The 14362-nt window shown below is 41.1% G+C and carries 13 protein-coding genes; 10 read left to right on the top strand and 3 right to left on the bottom strand.

Features of this window, described 5'->3' with window-relative positions:
• Positions 1 to 8 precede the first annotated feature (8 nt).
• The 3 genes from O3629_RS05840 to rpsD all read left to right on the top strand — a co-directional run bounded on the left by O3629_RS05840 (position 9) and on the right by rpsD (position 2545).
• Positions 9 to 1004, top strand: a complete 996-nt coding sequence (locus tag O3629_RS05840; protein WP_155200081.1) for an ABC transporter substrate-binding protein — start codon at positions 9 to 11, stop codon at positions 1002 to 1004.
• A complete protein-coding gene (locus tag O3629_RS05835; protein ID WP_338324046.1) occupies positions 997 to 1728 on the top strand; it encodes an ABC transporter ATP-binding protein in 732 nt (243 codons plus the stop codon). The genes O3629_RS05840 and O3629_RS05835 overlap by 8 nt, the downstream gene beginning before the upstream one ends.
• 205 nt (positions 1729 to 1933) lie before the next feature.
• Positions 1934 to 2545, top strand: a complete 612-nt coding sequence (rpsD, locus tag O3629_RS05830) for a 30S ribosomal protein S4 (protein ID WP_003002210.1) — start codon at positions 1934 to 1936, stop codon at positions 2543 to 2545.
• A gap of 108 nt (positions 2546 to 2653) precedes the next feature.
• Here the strand turns inward: rpsD and O3629_RS05825 are convergent, their stop codons facing one another.
• A complete protein-coding gene (locus tag O3629_RS05825) occupies positions 2654 to 3187 on the bottom strand; it encodes a TetR/AcrR family transcriptional regulator (protein WP_003001962.1) in 534 nt (177 codons plus the stop codon).
• Positions 3188 to 3321: 134 nt separating this feature from the next.
• Here O3629_RS05825 and O3629_RS05820 point away from each other — a divergent pair, with 134 nt between their 5' ends.
• Complete coding sequence (locus O3629_RS05820; RefSeq protein ID WP_024055447.1) at positions 3322 to 6117, top strand: YhgE/Pip domain-containing protein; 2796 nt, start codon at positions 3322 to 3324, stop codon at positions 6115 to 6117.
• 86 nt (positions 6118 to 6203) lie between these two features.
• Here O3629_RS05820 and O3629_RS05815 read toward each other — a convergent pair whose 3' ends face one another.
• Both O3629_RS05815 and O3629_RS05810 read right to left on the bottom strand, forming a co-directional pair.
• Positions 6204 to 6875, bottom strand: a complete 672-nt coding sequence (locus O3629_RS05815) for a DUF4947 domain-containing protein (protein WP_371608874.1) — start codon at positions 6873 to 6875, stop codon at positions 6204 to 6206.
• 92 nt (positions 6876 to 6967) lie between these two features.
• A complete protein-coding gene (locus O3629_RS05810) occupies positions 6968 to 8215 on the bottom strand; it encodes a carbohydrate-binding domain-containing protein (protein ID WP_371608886.1) in 1248 nt (415 codons plus the stop codon).
• 214 nt (positions 8216 to 8429) lie between these two features.
• On the opposite strand from O3629_RS05810, the gene O3629_RS05805 reads away from it, so the two are divergent.
• The 6 genes from O3629_RS05805 to dltB all read left to right on the top strand — a co-directional run bounded on the left by O3629_RS05805 (position 8430) and on the right by dltB (position 14356).
• Positions 8430 to 9209 (top strand): polyphosphate polymerase domain-containing protein, encoded by a 780-nt coding sequence (locus tag O3629_RS05805; protein WP_049475077.1) that lies wholly within the window; start codon positions 8430 to 8432, stop codon positions 9207 to 9209.
• Positions 9202 to 9885, top strand: a complete 684-nt coding sequence (locus tag O3629_RS05800) for a DUF4956 domain-containing protein (RefSeq protein ID WP_371608873.1) — start codon at positions 9202 to 9204, stop codon at positions 9883 to 9885. The genes O3629_RS05805 and O3629_RS05800 overlap by 8 nt, the downstream gene beginning before the upstream one ends.
• A 92-nt stretch (positions 9886 to 9977) precedes the next feature.
• Positions 9978 to 11237 (top strand): S41 family peptidase, encoded by a 1260-nt coding sequence (locus tag O3629_RS05795; protein WP_371608872.1) that lies wholly within the window; start codon positions 9978 to 9980, stop codon positions 11235 to 11237.
• 171 nt (positions 11238 to 11408) lie between these two features.
• Complete coding sequence (locus tag O3629_RS05790) at positions 11409 to 11537, top strand: teichoic acid D-Ala incorporation-associated protein DltX (protein WP_003002102.1); 129 nt, start codon at positions 11409 to 11411, stop codon at positions 11535 to 11537.
• Between the two features lie 18 nt (positions 11538 to 11555).
• Positions 11556 to 13106: a D-alanine--poly(phosphoribitol) ligase subunit DltA gene (gene dltA, locus O3629_RS05785; RefSeq protein ID WP_134974263.1), complete on the top strand. Its 1551-nt coding sequence runs from the start codon at positions 11556 to 11558 to the stop codon at positions 13104 to 13106.
• The gene (gene dltB / locus O3629_RS05780; RefSeq protein WP_070464736.1) at positions 13103 to 14356 is read left to right on the top strand and encodes a D-alanyl-lipoteichoic acid biosynthesis protein DltB; all 1254 of its coding nucleotides are present in this window, start codon (positions 13103 to 13105) and stop codon (positions 14354 to 14356) included. The genes dltA and dltB overlap by 4 nt, the downstream gene beginning before the upstream one ends.
• The last annotated feature ends 6 nt before the right edge of the window (positions 14357 to 14362 follow it).

Here is a 14362-nt window from a genome sequence, read left to right as displayed (position 1 = left end):
TATAGCTAATGAAAAAGTCAATAGGTTTATTTTTATCAATAATATTGGGATTTGTTTTCTTGAGTGCTTGTCAAAATTCTGTCAAGCAATCGTCAAGTGGTTTGAAAAAGATTGATTTTATTCTAGATTGGACCCCGAATACCAATCATACGGGTCTCTATGTAGCAAAGGAAAAAGGGTACTTTAAAGAAGCAGGACTGGATGTAGATATAAAACTTCCTCCGGAAGACAGTAGTTCTGATTTGATTATCAATGGGAAAGCTCCATTTGGTATTTATTTCCAAGATTCTATGGCCAAGAAATTGGATAAAGGTGCGGGTATTACCGCTGTTGCAGCTATCGTCGAACACAATACGTCAGGAATTATTTCAAGAAAAGATGCAGCGATCACAAGTCCAAAAGATTTGGTTGGTAAGAAGTATGGTACCTGGAATGATCCAATTGAGTTGGAAATGATCAAATCGATGATGAAAAAAGAGGGGGCTGATTTTAATCAAGTAAAATTGGTTCCAAATAGTGATTCAAATTCTATTACTCCGATTGAAAATAAGGTCTTTGATGCTGCTTGGATTTATCACGGTTGGGATGGAATTTTGGCTGAGCAAAAGGGAATGAAGACCAATTTCTTCTATATGAAAGATTTTGTTCCTGCATTTGACTACTATTCGCCTGTTATTATTGCTAACAATGACTATTTGAAGTCTCATAAAGAGGAAGCAAAAAAATTCATTCAAGCGGTGAAAAAAGGCTACCAATATGCTATAGAGCATCCGGAAGAAGCTGCGGATATCTTGATCAAACAGGCCCCTGCCTTAGCTAACCAGCGTGATTTTGTACTAGCTTCCCAAAAATATCTTTCCAGTCAATATGCTTCAGACAAGGACAAGTGGGGGCAGTTTGATCCTAAGCGGTGGAATGCTTTTTATGCTTGGGCAAAAGAGCAAGGTTTGGTCTCAAATGACTTAGAAGACAAAGGTTTCACAAATGAATTGGTAGGTGACTGATATTTTAACCGTAAAAGATGTAAGTTTCTCTTTTGGAGATAAAGCAGTTTTAAACAATGTATCACTAGAAGTGCAAAAAGGAGAAATTGTCTCTATTCTAGGTCCGAGTGGGGTGGGGAAATCAACCTTGTTTAATTTAATTGCTGGGATCCTTCCCTTACAAAAGGGTACCATAGAAGTAGATAATGCCCCGATCTCCTTTGGGAAAGTCAGCTATATGCTACAAAAGGATCTTTTGTTGGAACATAAGACAGTATTGGGAAATATTATTCTTCCCCTTCAGTTGAAAAAGATTTCTAAGGAAGAGGCGACATCTACCGCTCTAAAATTGTTAGATGAATTTAAATTGGGAAGTATCGCCAACCTTTATCCTAATGCGCTGAGTGGGGGGATGCGGCAACGGGTGGCGCTATTGAGAACCTATCTTCTGGGTCATTCTGTCTTCCTATTAGATGAAGCTTTTAGTGCCTTAGATGAATTGACAAGGCAGGACCTTTATCACTGGTATCTAGAAAGTAAGGAACGTCTTGGTCTCACCACTCTGGTGATCACTCATAGTATCGAAGAAGCTTTGACATTGAGTGACCGGGTCTATATCTTGAATCATAATCCCGGTGAAATTATTGCAGATCTTCCTTTAAAATGGGATCCAGCAACGGATAGGGACTGGCAACAATTGCAATATAAAAAACGAATCATAGAATTGTTAGCTGAATTTCATTGAAATTGTTTTGAAGGACTTTACAAAGTTTCTATTCCGTGATAGAATAGAATTTGTACGAAATGACAGCAGGACAAAATGAAGCTCGTCAACAGGAAGTCAGCTAGAAAAGTAACCTTTGCTGTTTGGGCGAAGGCTTTCTGAACGAATCAGGTTTGTCTAAAACGTTATTTCCTACAAAAATTATTTTTATAGGAGGACATTTCAAATGTCACGTTATACAGGACCATCTTGGAAACAATCTCGCCGTCTTGGCTTGTCACTTACAGGTACAGGTAAAGAATTGGCACGTCGTAACTACGTACCAGGTCAACATGGACCAAACAACCGTTCAAAATTGTCAGAATACGGTTTGCAATTAGCTGAAAAACAAAAACTTCGTTTCTCTTACGGACTTGGTGAAAAACAATTCCGTAACTTGTTCGTACAAGCTACTAAAGTTAAAGAAGGAACTGTCGGTTTCAACTTCATGCTTCTTTTGGAACGTCGTTTGGATAACGTTGTTTACCGTCTTGGACTTGCGACTACTCGTCGCCAAGCTCGTCAGTTCGTTAACCACGGTCACATCCTTGTTGACGGAAAACGCGTTGATATCCCTTCATACCGCGTAACTCCAGGTCAAGTGATCTCAGTTCGCGAAAAATCAGCTAAAGTTCCAGCTATCCTTGAAGCTGTTGAAGCTACAGTTGGACGTCCAGCATTCGTATCATTCGATGCTGACAAACTTGAAGGTTCATTGACTCGCCTTCCAGAACGCGATGAAATCAACCCAGAAATCAACGAAGCACTTGTCGTTGAATTCTACAACAAAATGCTTTAATTTTAAGATATACTTTGCAGAAAGCCTACTACAGTGGGCTTTTTGTTTTCTTAAAACCTAAACCTGCTAATAAAAAAACTCCTGATCTAGATCGATCAGGAGAGACTGTTACCGTAACATTTTCATTAAAAATTCAGCCATTTGTTGAGGGCTTTCTTTTTTTCCGCGAGAAACCCACATTTGACAGACTCCGAAGAAGGCATTGGTCAGATAGACAGAACTGTAGACTCTTTCAATATCTGTTAATGATTTATGACTATAGCGCTCTTGCAAACTATCAACCAGAAGAATCTGTAATTTATGTCGTAAGAAGGTCTGGATCTCCTTGGTTCCATTCTCTGTCAGAAGAACTGCAAAGAGTGGCTCCTTGGTTAGGAATTCGAACACTTCTGTAATCGCTTGGCGCTTGTCGTCTTGGTGTTTGTCAAAGATATATTCAAGCTTGTGAAAGAGTGCTTGTTGGTAGCGCTCGATCATATCGTACTTGTCTCGATAGTGGGTATAAAAGCTAGAGCGACTAATGCCGGATTCTTGTGCTAACTCAACCGTTGTGATTTGGTCGAATGATTCCTTTTCTAGTAGTCGAACCATCGCCTCCTCGATATTTCGTTTTGTTTTTAATCGTTTATTGCTCTCAGTCATCTGTTAATCCTTTTTGCACAAAATTATACACAGTGTCTAAAAATAAAGATTTCCTACTTGTGAAAATTTCTAGAAACTGTATAATCTATTATATCAGAAATTTAGACAATGTGTATAAAAAGGAGACAAAAAATATGATGAAAGAATGGAAGGCTATTCTTAAAAAGCCAACATTTATCATTGTCATGATTGGAGTTGCTTTGATTCCAGCTCTTTATAATATTATTTTTCTATCTTCCATGTGGGATCCATATGGCCAAGTTTCGGATCTTCCTGTAGCGGTTGTCAATAAGGATCAATCTGCTACATATAATGGACAAAAGATGGAAATAGGAAAAGACATGGTGTCCAATTTGAAGGACAATGACTCACTTGATTTTCATTTTGTAGATGAGAAAGCTGCGAAAGATGGTCTTAAAAATGGCGATTATTATATGATTGTAACCCTGCCTGAGGATCTTTCAAAGAAAGCTAGCTCCATCTTAACCAATCATCCGGAACAGATGACCATTGATTACCAAACATCCAGTGGTCATAGTTTTATCGCAGGGAAAATGAGCGACACTGCGATGACAAAGATGAAGCAGTCAGTGGCCGAAAAAGTGACCAATACGTATACAACAGCTTTATTTTCCAAAATGGGATCGCTTAAATCTGGTATGGGGACAGCGGCAGATGGAAGTGCTAAATTAGCAGATGGTGCAAGTAAATTGGAAGATGGTGGTCAAACACTGTCTACTAATTTGAATACATTGGCTCGTTCAAGCTTAGCATTTTCAGATGGTGCGACTACTCTTCGTACGGGTCTAGCAGCCTATACAGATGGTGTTGGTCAATTAGGAAATGGTCTCAATCAAATGGCTGGTCAACTTCCAAACTTGGTATCTGGCGTCAATCAATTAAATAATGGGTTTGGTACTTTTAATACAGGCTTGATGGCTTACGCTACCGGAGTGGATCGATTAGGAAATGGTCTCAATCAAATGGCGAGTCAAACCCCTCAGTTAGCTTCAGGAGTTGGTCAATTAACCAGTGGTATGGGGACCCTCAATGATGGTCTTGGGAATTATACCAATGGCGTGCGTCAATTGAATTCAGGCCTATCTAACTTTTCAAATGGTTTAGCAACCTATACAAATGGAGTCGCTACTTTATCAGAAGGAGCGGGTCAATTAAGTAGTCAATCTGCTACCCTTCGAAATGGGGTTTCACAATTAGAATCAGGTATTCAAACATTATCAAGCCAGCTACAAGCTTCTACAAGTCAATCTGCTCAGATTGATCAATTGGCAGCTGGTTTAAACCAATTAAATGCAGCGATTCAAAATGCTTCAGTAGATACCAGTCAACTTTCGTCTGGATTGACGAGTATTGCGAATTCAGCTCAATCAATCCTTGCTTCAGCCCAAGCGGATCGTGCAAATGCCCTTGCAAGTGTACAAGGGACAGCAGCCTATCAAGCAATGACAGCTGACCAACAAGCGGAAATCAATGCGGCGATCTCATCGAGCCCAAGCTCGAGTGAAACGGCGGCTCAAGGGATCTTGACTACGATTCAAACGATCCAAGGTAGTTTGAATACAGGAAATAGCTTGACACAACTGCAAACGGCAGCCAATCAAGTTTTACCGACAGCTTCTTCTACCTTGACAGACTTGTCAAGTGGTTTGTCTAAGATCCAATCCGCAGTTAGTGGACAATTGTTACCAGCTAGTCAAACCATCAGTCAGGGGATCGACGCTTATACAGCAGGTGTCGATAAAATCGCTAATGGAGCAACCCAACTTCAGACCAATAGTAGCACTTTAACGGATGGTGCTAGTCAGTTGGCAGCAGGTGTTGGCCAACTAGATAGTAAATCATCAGAATTACTTGCAGGAAGCAATCAATTAGCTTCTGGTCTAGGTGAGTTAAATGGGAAGATGCCTGCCTTGACATCAGGCATGAATCAACTGGCTTCAGGAGCGACTCAATTAACAGGTAAGTCGGGTGAATTGGTTGCCGGTGCTGGAAAATTAGCTGACGGTGTAGGACAATTGAACAGCAAAACTCCAGAGTTGGCAGGTGGTGTCAACAAACTTGTCACTGGTGTCAATCAGTTGACAGAAAAATCAGGTCAATTGGTGACTGGTGCTGATAAACTAGCCGACGGTGCAAATCAAATCTCAGATGGGTCCAGCAAATTAGCAGCAGGTGGCCAAACATTGACAAATGGTTTAGGTGAATTAGCAACAGGAAGCCAAACCTTGAGTCAAGGATTAAACGATGCTAAGGGACAATTGAATGTGGCTACAACTGAAAAAGAAAACGCTAAAACCTTAGCAGATCCTGTCACTTTGTCTAAAACAGACCGTGACAATGTCCCGGTGAATGGTGTCGGAATGGCTCCTTATATGATCTCTGTAGCACTCTTTGTTTGTGCCTTGTCAACCAATATGATCTTTGCAAAATTGCCATCCGGTCGTCATCCTGAAAGTCGCTGGGCATGGTTTAAATCTCGCTTTGAGGTCAACGGAACGATTGCGGTGATTGCAGGAGTCTTGGTCTATGGTGCCGTTCACTTGATTGGTTTATCAGCTAATCATGAGATGGCTACTCTCTTCCTTTGTGTGATTGGTAGTGTGGCCTTCATGTCTATCGTGACTGCTTTGACAACATGGCAAAGAAAGATCGGTGCTTTCCTTTCCTTGATCCTCTTGCTCTTGCAATTGGCTTCTAGTGCAGGAACCTATCCTCTTGCTTTGACAAATGGCTTTTTCCAAGCCATTCATCCATTCTTGCCAATGAGCTATACCGTTTCTGGTCTTCGTCAAACGATTTCGATGACAGGAGAAATTGGAAATCAAGTGGCCTTCCTTCTGATGACTATTGCTCTTTTTGCAGGGCTAGGAATGTGGTTCTATAATCCAAAACAATATGAAGAGGACTAATCTTCGGGAACTCCCAACAGAATGTGTTGAGAGTTTTTTGTTTCATGTGAAACAAAAATTCTCGCTTGTTTAAGCGAGAATATTCATTATTTAAAGAAGACAACATCAGGATTTGGCGTAATATAGAGGAGTTGGTCGTTTTCAAAGACCAATTGGATGGTGTTGTTTTTATAGGTGTAAATGGTGTAGGCTACTCCAAATTTAGAAGCTTGTTTCAGATCAACTGCCCCCAATAAAAAGGCATGAGCTTGTTCTTCTGTAATTTTCCCCTTACGATAGAGATTTTTAATATTTTCTAGTTCAATATTTTGAAAAGATTCGCTAATATAAGCAGGGTCTGTTATTTGTTTCTCAGGACTTCCAAGAATTGTTTGGACAAGAGCAGCCGTATATCCTTCATAATCCGGCGTCTGGACAAAAATATGATCGCTATTTCTAGAGTAGGCTACTTTTAAGTTCCCTGTTGCATAAATCTTATCTTTTGGAGCTTCTTGAGCATTTTTTGGGAGCCCTTCGGTTGTGACGATGTCAGAAGTGGTCTCCGTAGTAGTTGAGGGAGAGCTAGAGGAATTACCTGAGCTAGTTGAGCGACTCGGGTGGCTAGAACGACTCGAGCTACTTTTTTTAGTGTTTTTCTTTTTTGAGCTGGTAGTAGTTGGTTCTTTTTTAAAGTTGATCTTAAGGTCCGGCACACAGGCTGATAGAAAAAGAAGAGACAGCAAGAGTGTGAAGAAAAGAGGGAGTGTTTGTTTTTTCATCATGTTCCTTTCGATAAGCTGATTGATTTTCTATTCTATCATAAAAAGGGTAACAAAAAAAGGTCAGGAAGAAATCCTGCCTTTATTTGTTATTATGGATGCCCCCCTCCAGGTCCACCGCCTTGAGGTCCGCCACCACCTGGAGCCCCACCGCCTCCAGGCATGGAGTTGACAATTTCCGTTTGTTTTTCACCGTTGATATAGATGTCTCCGCCAGTGTAGGTAGCAGTACCATCAAAGTCGAATCCAGATTGTCCCGTTAATTTAATGGTTCCTCCGGTAACGGTGATATTTCCATTCGAATCAATTGGATCGGTATCGCCTTGGCCAACTTCAACGTTGAGTGTTCCACCATTCATGGTGAAGAAAATTTCATCTTGGTTGGCATTAGCATTGGCTGCATTGACACCATCATCGGTTGCATAGATGGTGATATCACCACCGTTGATGGTGATCGATTTTCCTTCGAGACCTTCGACAGACTCTGTTACCTCATAGGTTCCGCTATCGATGACCAGATCACCAGAAGCATGGATGCCATCGTCTCCTGCAGTGATGGTCATTTTGTTATCTGAAAGATACATGGTTCCGACCGAAGTATCGTCATCGTTATCTACCTTGACGGCATCTTCATCTGCATCGATGGTCATGGTCGTGCCAGTGATATTGAGTTCATCATTGACGTTGAAGGCATCTCCAACAGCCGTGATCTTATAGGTTCCACCTGTGATGTGGAGGGTATCATTGGCCTTAATCCCGTTGTTCTTCTTGGCATCAATGTTGAGTGTACCTGAACCATTGATGGTAAGGTCGCCTTTAGAGAAAATGACCGCATCGGCATCTTCATCATTATTTGAACTTGAATCAGATAGGGTATTGGTCGTGCCCTCCGCTAGAGTCAGGTAAACATGCCCTGCTTTTGTAGCAGAGATTGGGGCGTTGGTGTTGGTCATGGAAACACCTTTCAAGATGATGTGGACATCATCTGAGTCACCTGCTTCAACCTTGATTTGAACCCCATCGGATTCACCAGAGATGACATAGGTTCCGGCCTTCGAGATGGTCACGGTGGATCCAGAAACGGCTACCCCGTCCCCTGAAACAGTTGCAGAAGATCCAGACAGTTTGACAGTAGAAGCTGTACTTTCGTCGTAAGACGTGTCCTTGTCCTTATCTGTAAAATAGTTGGAGCTATCCGTTTTACTATTTGAAGTAGAAGTAGCGGTTGTTTGAGCAGTATTGCTTTTTGTAGCTGATTGTGATGATGCCTGGGTGCAAGCTGTCAGTAAGGTGAGGGTTGCGGCCCCCGTTAATAAGAATTTCCATTTGTTTGATTTCATGAGCTTTTCCTCTCGTTCCATTGATATGCTCCTAGTCTAAAGTTGCTAGCTGAAAGTTTCCTAAAGTTTTTCTGAAAGGAACCTTAACTTTAGTTTTCTTTAAGTTTGGCTTAATGACCAGTTAAGAAAGTCCCATTAAACTAAAAAGCAGGTAAATCGTATTCATACTTACTGAAGGTTAGAAACAATAGATCCCCCTTAAAGGAGAAGAAACATGAAAAAAACAATTGAGACAAGTTTCAAACGAATCGAAACAAAATATATCGTCGCAAAAGATGACGTGAAGGACTTGATCAAAGACTTAAAAGAATACGTCGTAGAAGATGATTACCCAACTTCAACCATTTCAAACATTTATTTTGATACGGAAAATTTTGATGTCATTCAAGATGCTCTTGCCAAACAACACCGCCGTGAAAAAATTCGGATGCGGACTTATATAGAAAAACCTCAAGCAGACAGTCCAGTATTTCTAGAGGTGAAGTCAAAAGATGAAGAAGGAATTGGCCATAAATTCCGTCTAGTCGCCACTTCGCAAGCCATTATCAACTTGATGACAGATGGGAAAGTAGATCATCAGATACAAGATCCAGACTTAGTGCAAGAGATTCAGAGATTGCGCAAACGTTATGGTCATCGATTGGAACCACGGATGTTCATTTATTATGATCGTTTGTCTCTCAAAGAAAAGAAATCCATTCAGGGTTATCCTTATCAGAAGATTCGCGTGACAATCGATCAAAACTTAGTCTTTCGAGACCAGGCTGTTAGCCTTTTTGATGGGAAGAAAGGAGAACCTCTACTAGAGGATGACTTCGTGATCATGGAAATTAAGGCTCCTGGCCAAGAACCTAAATGGCTAAAGGATATTCTAGAGAAGTACGGACTGGTCAAACAGAAATTTTCAAAATATAGCTGTGCTTATCATAAATCACAAGGCTTGGATTATGCCCCAAGACCAGTTCAAGAAACGGTAGGTGCTGCCTATGTCTAATCTATTTGATTCTATTTTTAATAATGCTACAGCAACAGTGGATCCCTTGCGCTTACTGCTGGCCCTTTTGGTCAGCCTCTTTCTAGGGATGGCCCTATCTTGGACCTATAAATACCGAACACTTTACACTCGAGAGTTTGTCATTAGTTTGACCTTGCTTCCTTCTATGATGACCTTAGTGATCTTTTTGGTCAATGGAAGTTTGGGAACCTCGATTGCAGTGGCAGGGACCTTTAGTTTGATCCGTTTCCGGTCAGCTACGAGTGGTTCGAGAGAGTTGATTGCGATTTTTCTTGCCATGATTATAGGATTGGCGGCAGGTTCGGGCTATCTTTTATTGGCCATTTTATCAACCCTTTCTTTACTAGGAGTGTGGCTGGTATTAGAGAACAAACAGAGTAAGGCAGACCATCAACGGCGCCGTCATTTGACCATAACTGTCTCAAAACAAGATTCTGTTGCAGAACAAATCAGCCAGTTGTTGGACCAAAGTTGTTCAGAAATTGACTTTATTTCTGTCACAACGGCCCAAGCTGGAGAACAACTGACCTTGAACTATGAGGTAAATATGAAATCAAACATCGATGATTTTGGCCTTGCCAATCTATTGATTAGCGAGATTGAAAATTGTGATGTCGCTCTGACAAAGAAAGCGAAGAAAAGAAAGAATCTATAACGGCTATCCTACTTTAGGATAGTTTTTTAGGGTTTTAAGAACTTTTTAAGAAAAAGTGGTATACTGTTTCTAAAAAATTGAAGGAATCCCTTATGAAAAAGACTGCTATTTTTGAAGATGTCGTCTCTATTATGACCCATGATTCATCTACCATCAAGGATCGAAAAGGATGCGATCCAGAGCCTTTTCGAGAAAACATTACAGATGATATGACAGATGATGCCTTTCTCTATCAAGTTAAGACTTACCTAGCTAGTTTTGGGGTGATCGGGCATGTTTCCTTTCGAGATAAAAAGGCCAGTCAAAAAGGGTTTCTTTTGAGAATAAATGGACAGAAACTGTATGTTGAGGAAGCTAATGAAGATACGGGTCTTCAAGTAGGAGATCAGATCCTAGGTTTGGATGGAAGTGACTTGGATCAGATAGCTTCTCTTCATAAAGACTATTTTATCAGCAAGACCCCTGAAAGACACTACCGAGAATGGGCAGATTTGGTCTCTCAGTCAACGAGTGTCACCCTGCTTCGAGAAGGGATAGAAAAGACCATTAAAGTAGTACCCAGTCGAGAACCGATCCAGGATCATATCTTTTGGAAACGATTAGACGATGAGATTCTTTATCTTCGTCTGGATAACTTTATGGATGAGAGAGCTATTAGTCGGGTATATCAAGAGTGTTTACCTATGATGACGGAAGTCAAGTTTCTTATCATTGATATCCGACAGAACGGCGGAGGGACAGATTCTTTATATTTCCCTCTATTACATCTAGGTTTAGAGAAGGATCAGGGCTATGAAGGCATTGATTGGGATGATGATGGCATGGAAATTCTCTACACGGAGCGTAATGTTGATCTGCGCTTGAAAGACTTTGAGGACTGGATGCAACAGGAAGAAATTAGTCCTGAAACAGCTAAACTGCTTGAAGATATGAAAGAGGATTTGCTTCGCCATCGGGGAAAAGGTTATGTAGCATATAAGGGAGAAGGCGAGGAATTTTTCCCAGAGGTCAGAGGAAGTCTCTATCCTGAACAGATCTTTATCTTATCAGATATTTATTGTGCTTCATCTGGGGATAACTTTGTTCAGATGATGAAGCAGTTTAAGAAGGTAACGGTGGTGGGTCGACCAACTCTTGGGATTCTAGACTACTCTAATTGTTGTACAGTTGATTATGGCAATTTTTGTTTAATGTTTCCCACCTCTCGCTGTTTAAGCGTGGATAAAGGGAAAGGGATGACGGATCAGGGTGTTCTACCCGATATAGAGATTCCTTGGACACCTAGCCATTTCGAGAGAGATGTGGATCTGGACAAGTGTCTGGAGTTGATTCGTCAGGGGAATGTTAAATAAAACAGGATTTCAATCAGAAAAACTGATTAAAGAAAAAAATCCTTTGGTTAGAAGGGATAAATGTCTGAAATGATAACGTTTTCTACGACATTCTCACTATGTTTAAAATTGCTTACTTGGTATAAAAAATGGTAAAATAGTGAGTAACAATCAAAATGAAGAGTGAAACTTATGAAACATAAAACACTTTATAAATTTATCGGGCAGACGGTCTTGTATTTCGCCATTTTCCTAGCCCTACTTTATTTCTTTAGTTACCTTGGTCAAGGTCAGGGTGGCTTTATCTACAACGAATTTTAGAAAAGGAGACTCCTAGCCGTGTCAAACCAACCAATTACTGATATGATCGAGACAATTGAACGTTATGCGCAACTACAACCAGACTATCCTGTCTACAATGTCCTTGGTGAGGAGCATACCTATGGCCAATTGAAGGCTGATTCAGATAGCTTGGCTGCCCACATCGACCAAATGGGACTTCCTGAAAAGTCACCTGTAGTGGTCTTTGGTGGTCAAGAATATGAAATGTTAGCAACCTTTGTGGCCTTGACAAAATCTGGCCATGCCTATATCCCAATTGATAGCCACTCTGCCTTGGAGCGCGTGTCTGCCATTGTTGAAGTAGCAGAGCCAAGCTTGATTATTGCCATCAATGAATTTCCATTGGAAAACCCAGCTGCTCCAATCATGTCCTTGGAGCAAGTGCGTGAAGCTTATGCGGCTCAGCATGCCTATGACTTGAAACATCCGGTCAAAGGGGATGATAACTACTACATCATCTTTACCTCAGGGACAACCGGGAAACCAAAAGGGGTGCAAATTTCGCACGATAACTTGCTCAGTTTTACCAACTGGATGATTACGGACAAGGAATTTGCAACGCCAGAGCGTCCGCAAATGTTGGCACAACCGCCTTATTCCTTTGACTTGTCTGTCATGTACTGGGCACCGACCTTGGCTCTTGGAGGAACCCTTTTTGCTCTTCCATCAGCCATTACTCAAGACTTCAAACAACTCTTTGCGACCATCTTTTCTCTTCCGATTGCGATCTGGACTTCGACACCATCTTTTGCAGATATGGCCATGTTGTCTGAAGATTTCAATGCTGAAAAGATGCCAGGGATCACCCATTTCTACTTTGATGGGGAAGAGTTGACCGTTAAAACCGCTCAGAAATTGCGCGAGCGTTTCCCAAATGCACGCATCATCAATGCCTACGGCCCAACGGAAGCAACTGTTGCTTTGTCGGCAGTAGCAATCACAGATGAGATGTTAGCGACTTTGAAACGTCTGCCAATTGGTTACACCAAAGAAGATTCTCCAACCTTCATCATTGATGAGGCAGGCAACAAATTGCCAAATGGTGAGCAAGGGGAAATCATCGTGTCTGGACCAGCCGTTTCAAAAGGTTATATGAATAATCCAGAGAAAACAGCAGAAGCCTTCTTCGAATTTGAAGGCCTTCCAGCCTACCATACAGGAGATGTCGGAACCATGACGGATGAAGGTCTCCTTCTCTATGGTGGACGGATGGACTTCCAAATCAAATTTAACGGTTATCGTATCGAGCTAGAGGATGTCTCTCAAAACTTGAACAAATCGAAGTATATTGACTCAGCAGTCGCTGTACCGCGTTATAATAAAGATCACAAGGTCCAAAATCTCTTGGCCTATGTCATCTTAAAAGAGGGCGTCAAAGAACAATTTGAGCGCGAAATTGATATCACGAAAGCCATTAAGGAAGATTTAGAAAACATCATGATGTCTTATATGATGCCTTCAAAATTCCTCTATCGTGACAGCCTGCCATTAACACCAAACGGGAAAATCGACATCAAAGGGTTGATTAGCGAGGTTAACAACCGATGATCGAGTTTTTGAAACAGCTCCCTCATTTAGAACACTATGGAACACCGATCTATTTTATCTACCTCATTCTAGCTTTTTTGCCGATCTTTGTGGGCCTCTTTTTCAAAAAGAGATTTCCGGTCTATGAAGGACTGGTGAGTCTGATCTTTATCATTTTGATGCTGACAGGTTCGAATCTCAAGCAAATTTATGCCCTGCTCTTTTACGTAGTCTGGCAAATCTTGATTGTGTATTCCTACAAGATCTATCGTCAAAAAGCGGACAATAAGTGGATTTTCTATCTTCATTCCTTCTTGTCTGTCTTGCCCCTGATCTTTGTTAAGGTAGAGCCAGCGATCAAGAATGGGCACCAATCCTTGTTTGGATTTTTAGGGATTTCGTATTTAACCTTCCGGGCTGTCGGAATGATCATCGAAATGCGAGATGGTGTCTTGAAAGAATTCACACTCTGGGAATTCTTACGCTTTATGCTCTTTATGCCGACCTTCTCAAGTGGGCCGATTGATCGTTTCAAACGTTTTAATGAGGATTATAAAACCATTCCTGAGCGTGAAGAATTATTGGATATGTTGGAGCAAGCTGTTAAGTATATCATGTATGGCTTCCTTTATAAATTTATCCTAGCTCATATTTTTGGCCACTTATTGTTAGGACATGTGCAGACCTATGCCTTGTCTCAAGGTGGATTCTTCAATATCGGAACGCTGGGAGTCATGTATGTCTATGGCTTTGACCTTTTCTTTGACTTTGCGGGCTATTCGATGTTTGCTTTAGCAGCTTCCAATCTGATGGGAATTAAAAGTCCCATCAACTTTGATCGTCCCTTTAAATCACGTGACTTAAAGGAATTCTGGAATCGTTGGCATATGAGTTTATCTTTCTGGTTCCGTGATTTTGTCTTTATGCGTCTCGTGATGGTATTGATGCGCAATAAAGTATTCAAGAGCCGAATTACCACCTCAAATGTTGCCTATATTATCAATATGTTGGTCATGGGCTTCTGGCACGGGGTGACCTGGTACTACATCGCTTATGGGCTCTTCCATGGGCTTGGACTGGTCATCAATGATGCTTGGATTCGTAAGAAAAAGACCATCAATAAAGAAAGAAAAGCAAAAGGATTGGATCCTATACCGGACAATCGTTGGACCAAAGCTTTAGGGATCTTTATCACCTTTAACACAGTGATGCTGTCCTTCCTGATTTTCTCAGGATTCTTGGATCAACAATGGTTTCCAAAATTGAAATAAAAGGAG

It is taken from the genome of Streptococcus sp. 27098_8_12, assembly GCF_041432115.1.
Taxonomy (GTDB): domain Bacteria; phylum Bacillota; class Bacilli; order Lactobacillales; family Streptococcaceae; genus Streptococcus; species Streptococcus parasanguinis_V.
This window is presented reverse-complemented; position numbering and strand designations above follow the sequence as displayed.

Excerpts from the sequence above, each read along its gene's own strand:
- O3629_RS05840 (WP_155200081.1), top strand. The coding sequence starts at position 9 with ATGAAAAAGTCAATAGGTTTATTTTTATCAATAATATTGGGATTTGTT.
- O3629_RS05795 (WP_371608872.1), top strand. The coding sequence starts at position 9,978 with ATGAAAAAGACTGCTATTTTTGAAGATGTCGTCTCTATTATGACCCAT.
- O3629_RS05805 (WP_049475077.1), top strand. The coding sequence starts at position 8,430 with ATGAAAAAAACAATTGAGACAAGTTTCAAACGAATCGAAACAAAATAT.
- O3629_RS05810 (WP_371608886.1), bottom strand. The coding sequence starts at position 8,215 with ATGAAATCAAACAAATGGAAATTCTTATTAACGGGGGCCGCAACCCTC.
- O3629_RS05820 (WP_024055447.1), top strand. The coding sequence starts at position 3,322 with ATGATGAAAGAATGGAAGGCTATTCTTAAAAAGCCAACATTTATCATT.
- O3629_RS05800 (WP_371608873.1), top strand. The coding sequence starts at position 9,202 with ATGTCTAATCTATTTGATTCTATTTTTAATAATGCTACAGCAACAGTG.
- O3629_RS05815 (WP_371608874.1), bottom strand. The coding sequence starts at position 6,875 with ATGAAAAAACAAACACTCCCTCTTTTCTTCACACTCTTGCTGTCTCTT.
- O3629_RS05825 (WP_003001962.1), bottom strand. The coding sequence starts at position 3,187 with ATGACTGAGAGCAATAAACGATTAAAAACAAAACGAAATATCGAGGAG.
- rpsD (WP_003002210.1), top strand. The coding sequence starts at position 1,934 with ATGTCACGTTATACAGGACCATCTTGGAAACAATCTCGCCGTCTTGGC.
- O3629_RS05790 (WP_003002102.1), top strand. The coding sequence starts at position 11,409 with ATGAAACATAAAACACTTTATAAATTTATCGGGCAGACGGTCTTGTAT.
- dltB (WP_070464736.1), top strand. The coding sequence starts at position 13,103 with ATGATCGAGTTTTTGAAACAGCTCCCTCATTTAGAACACTATGGAACA.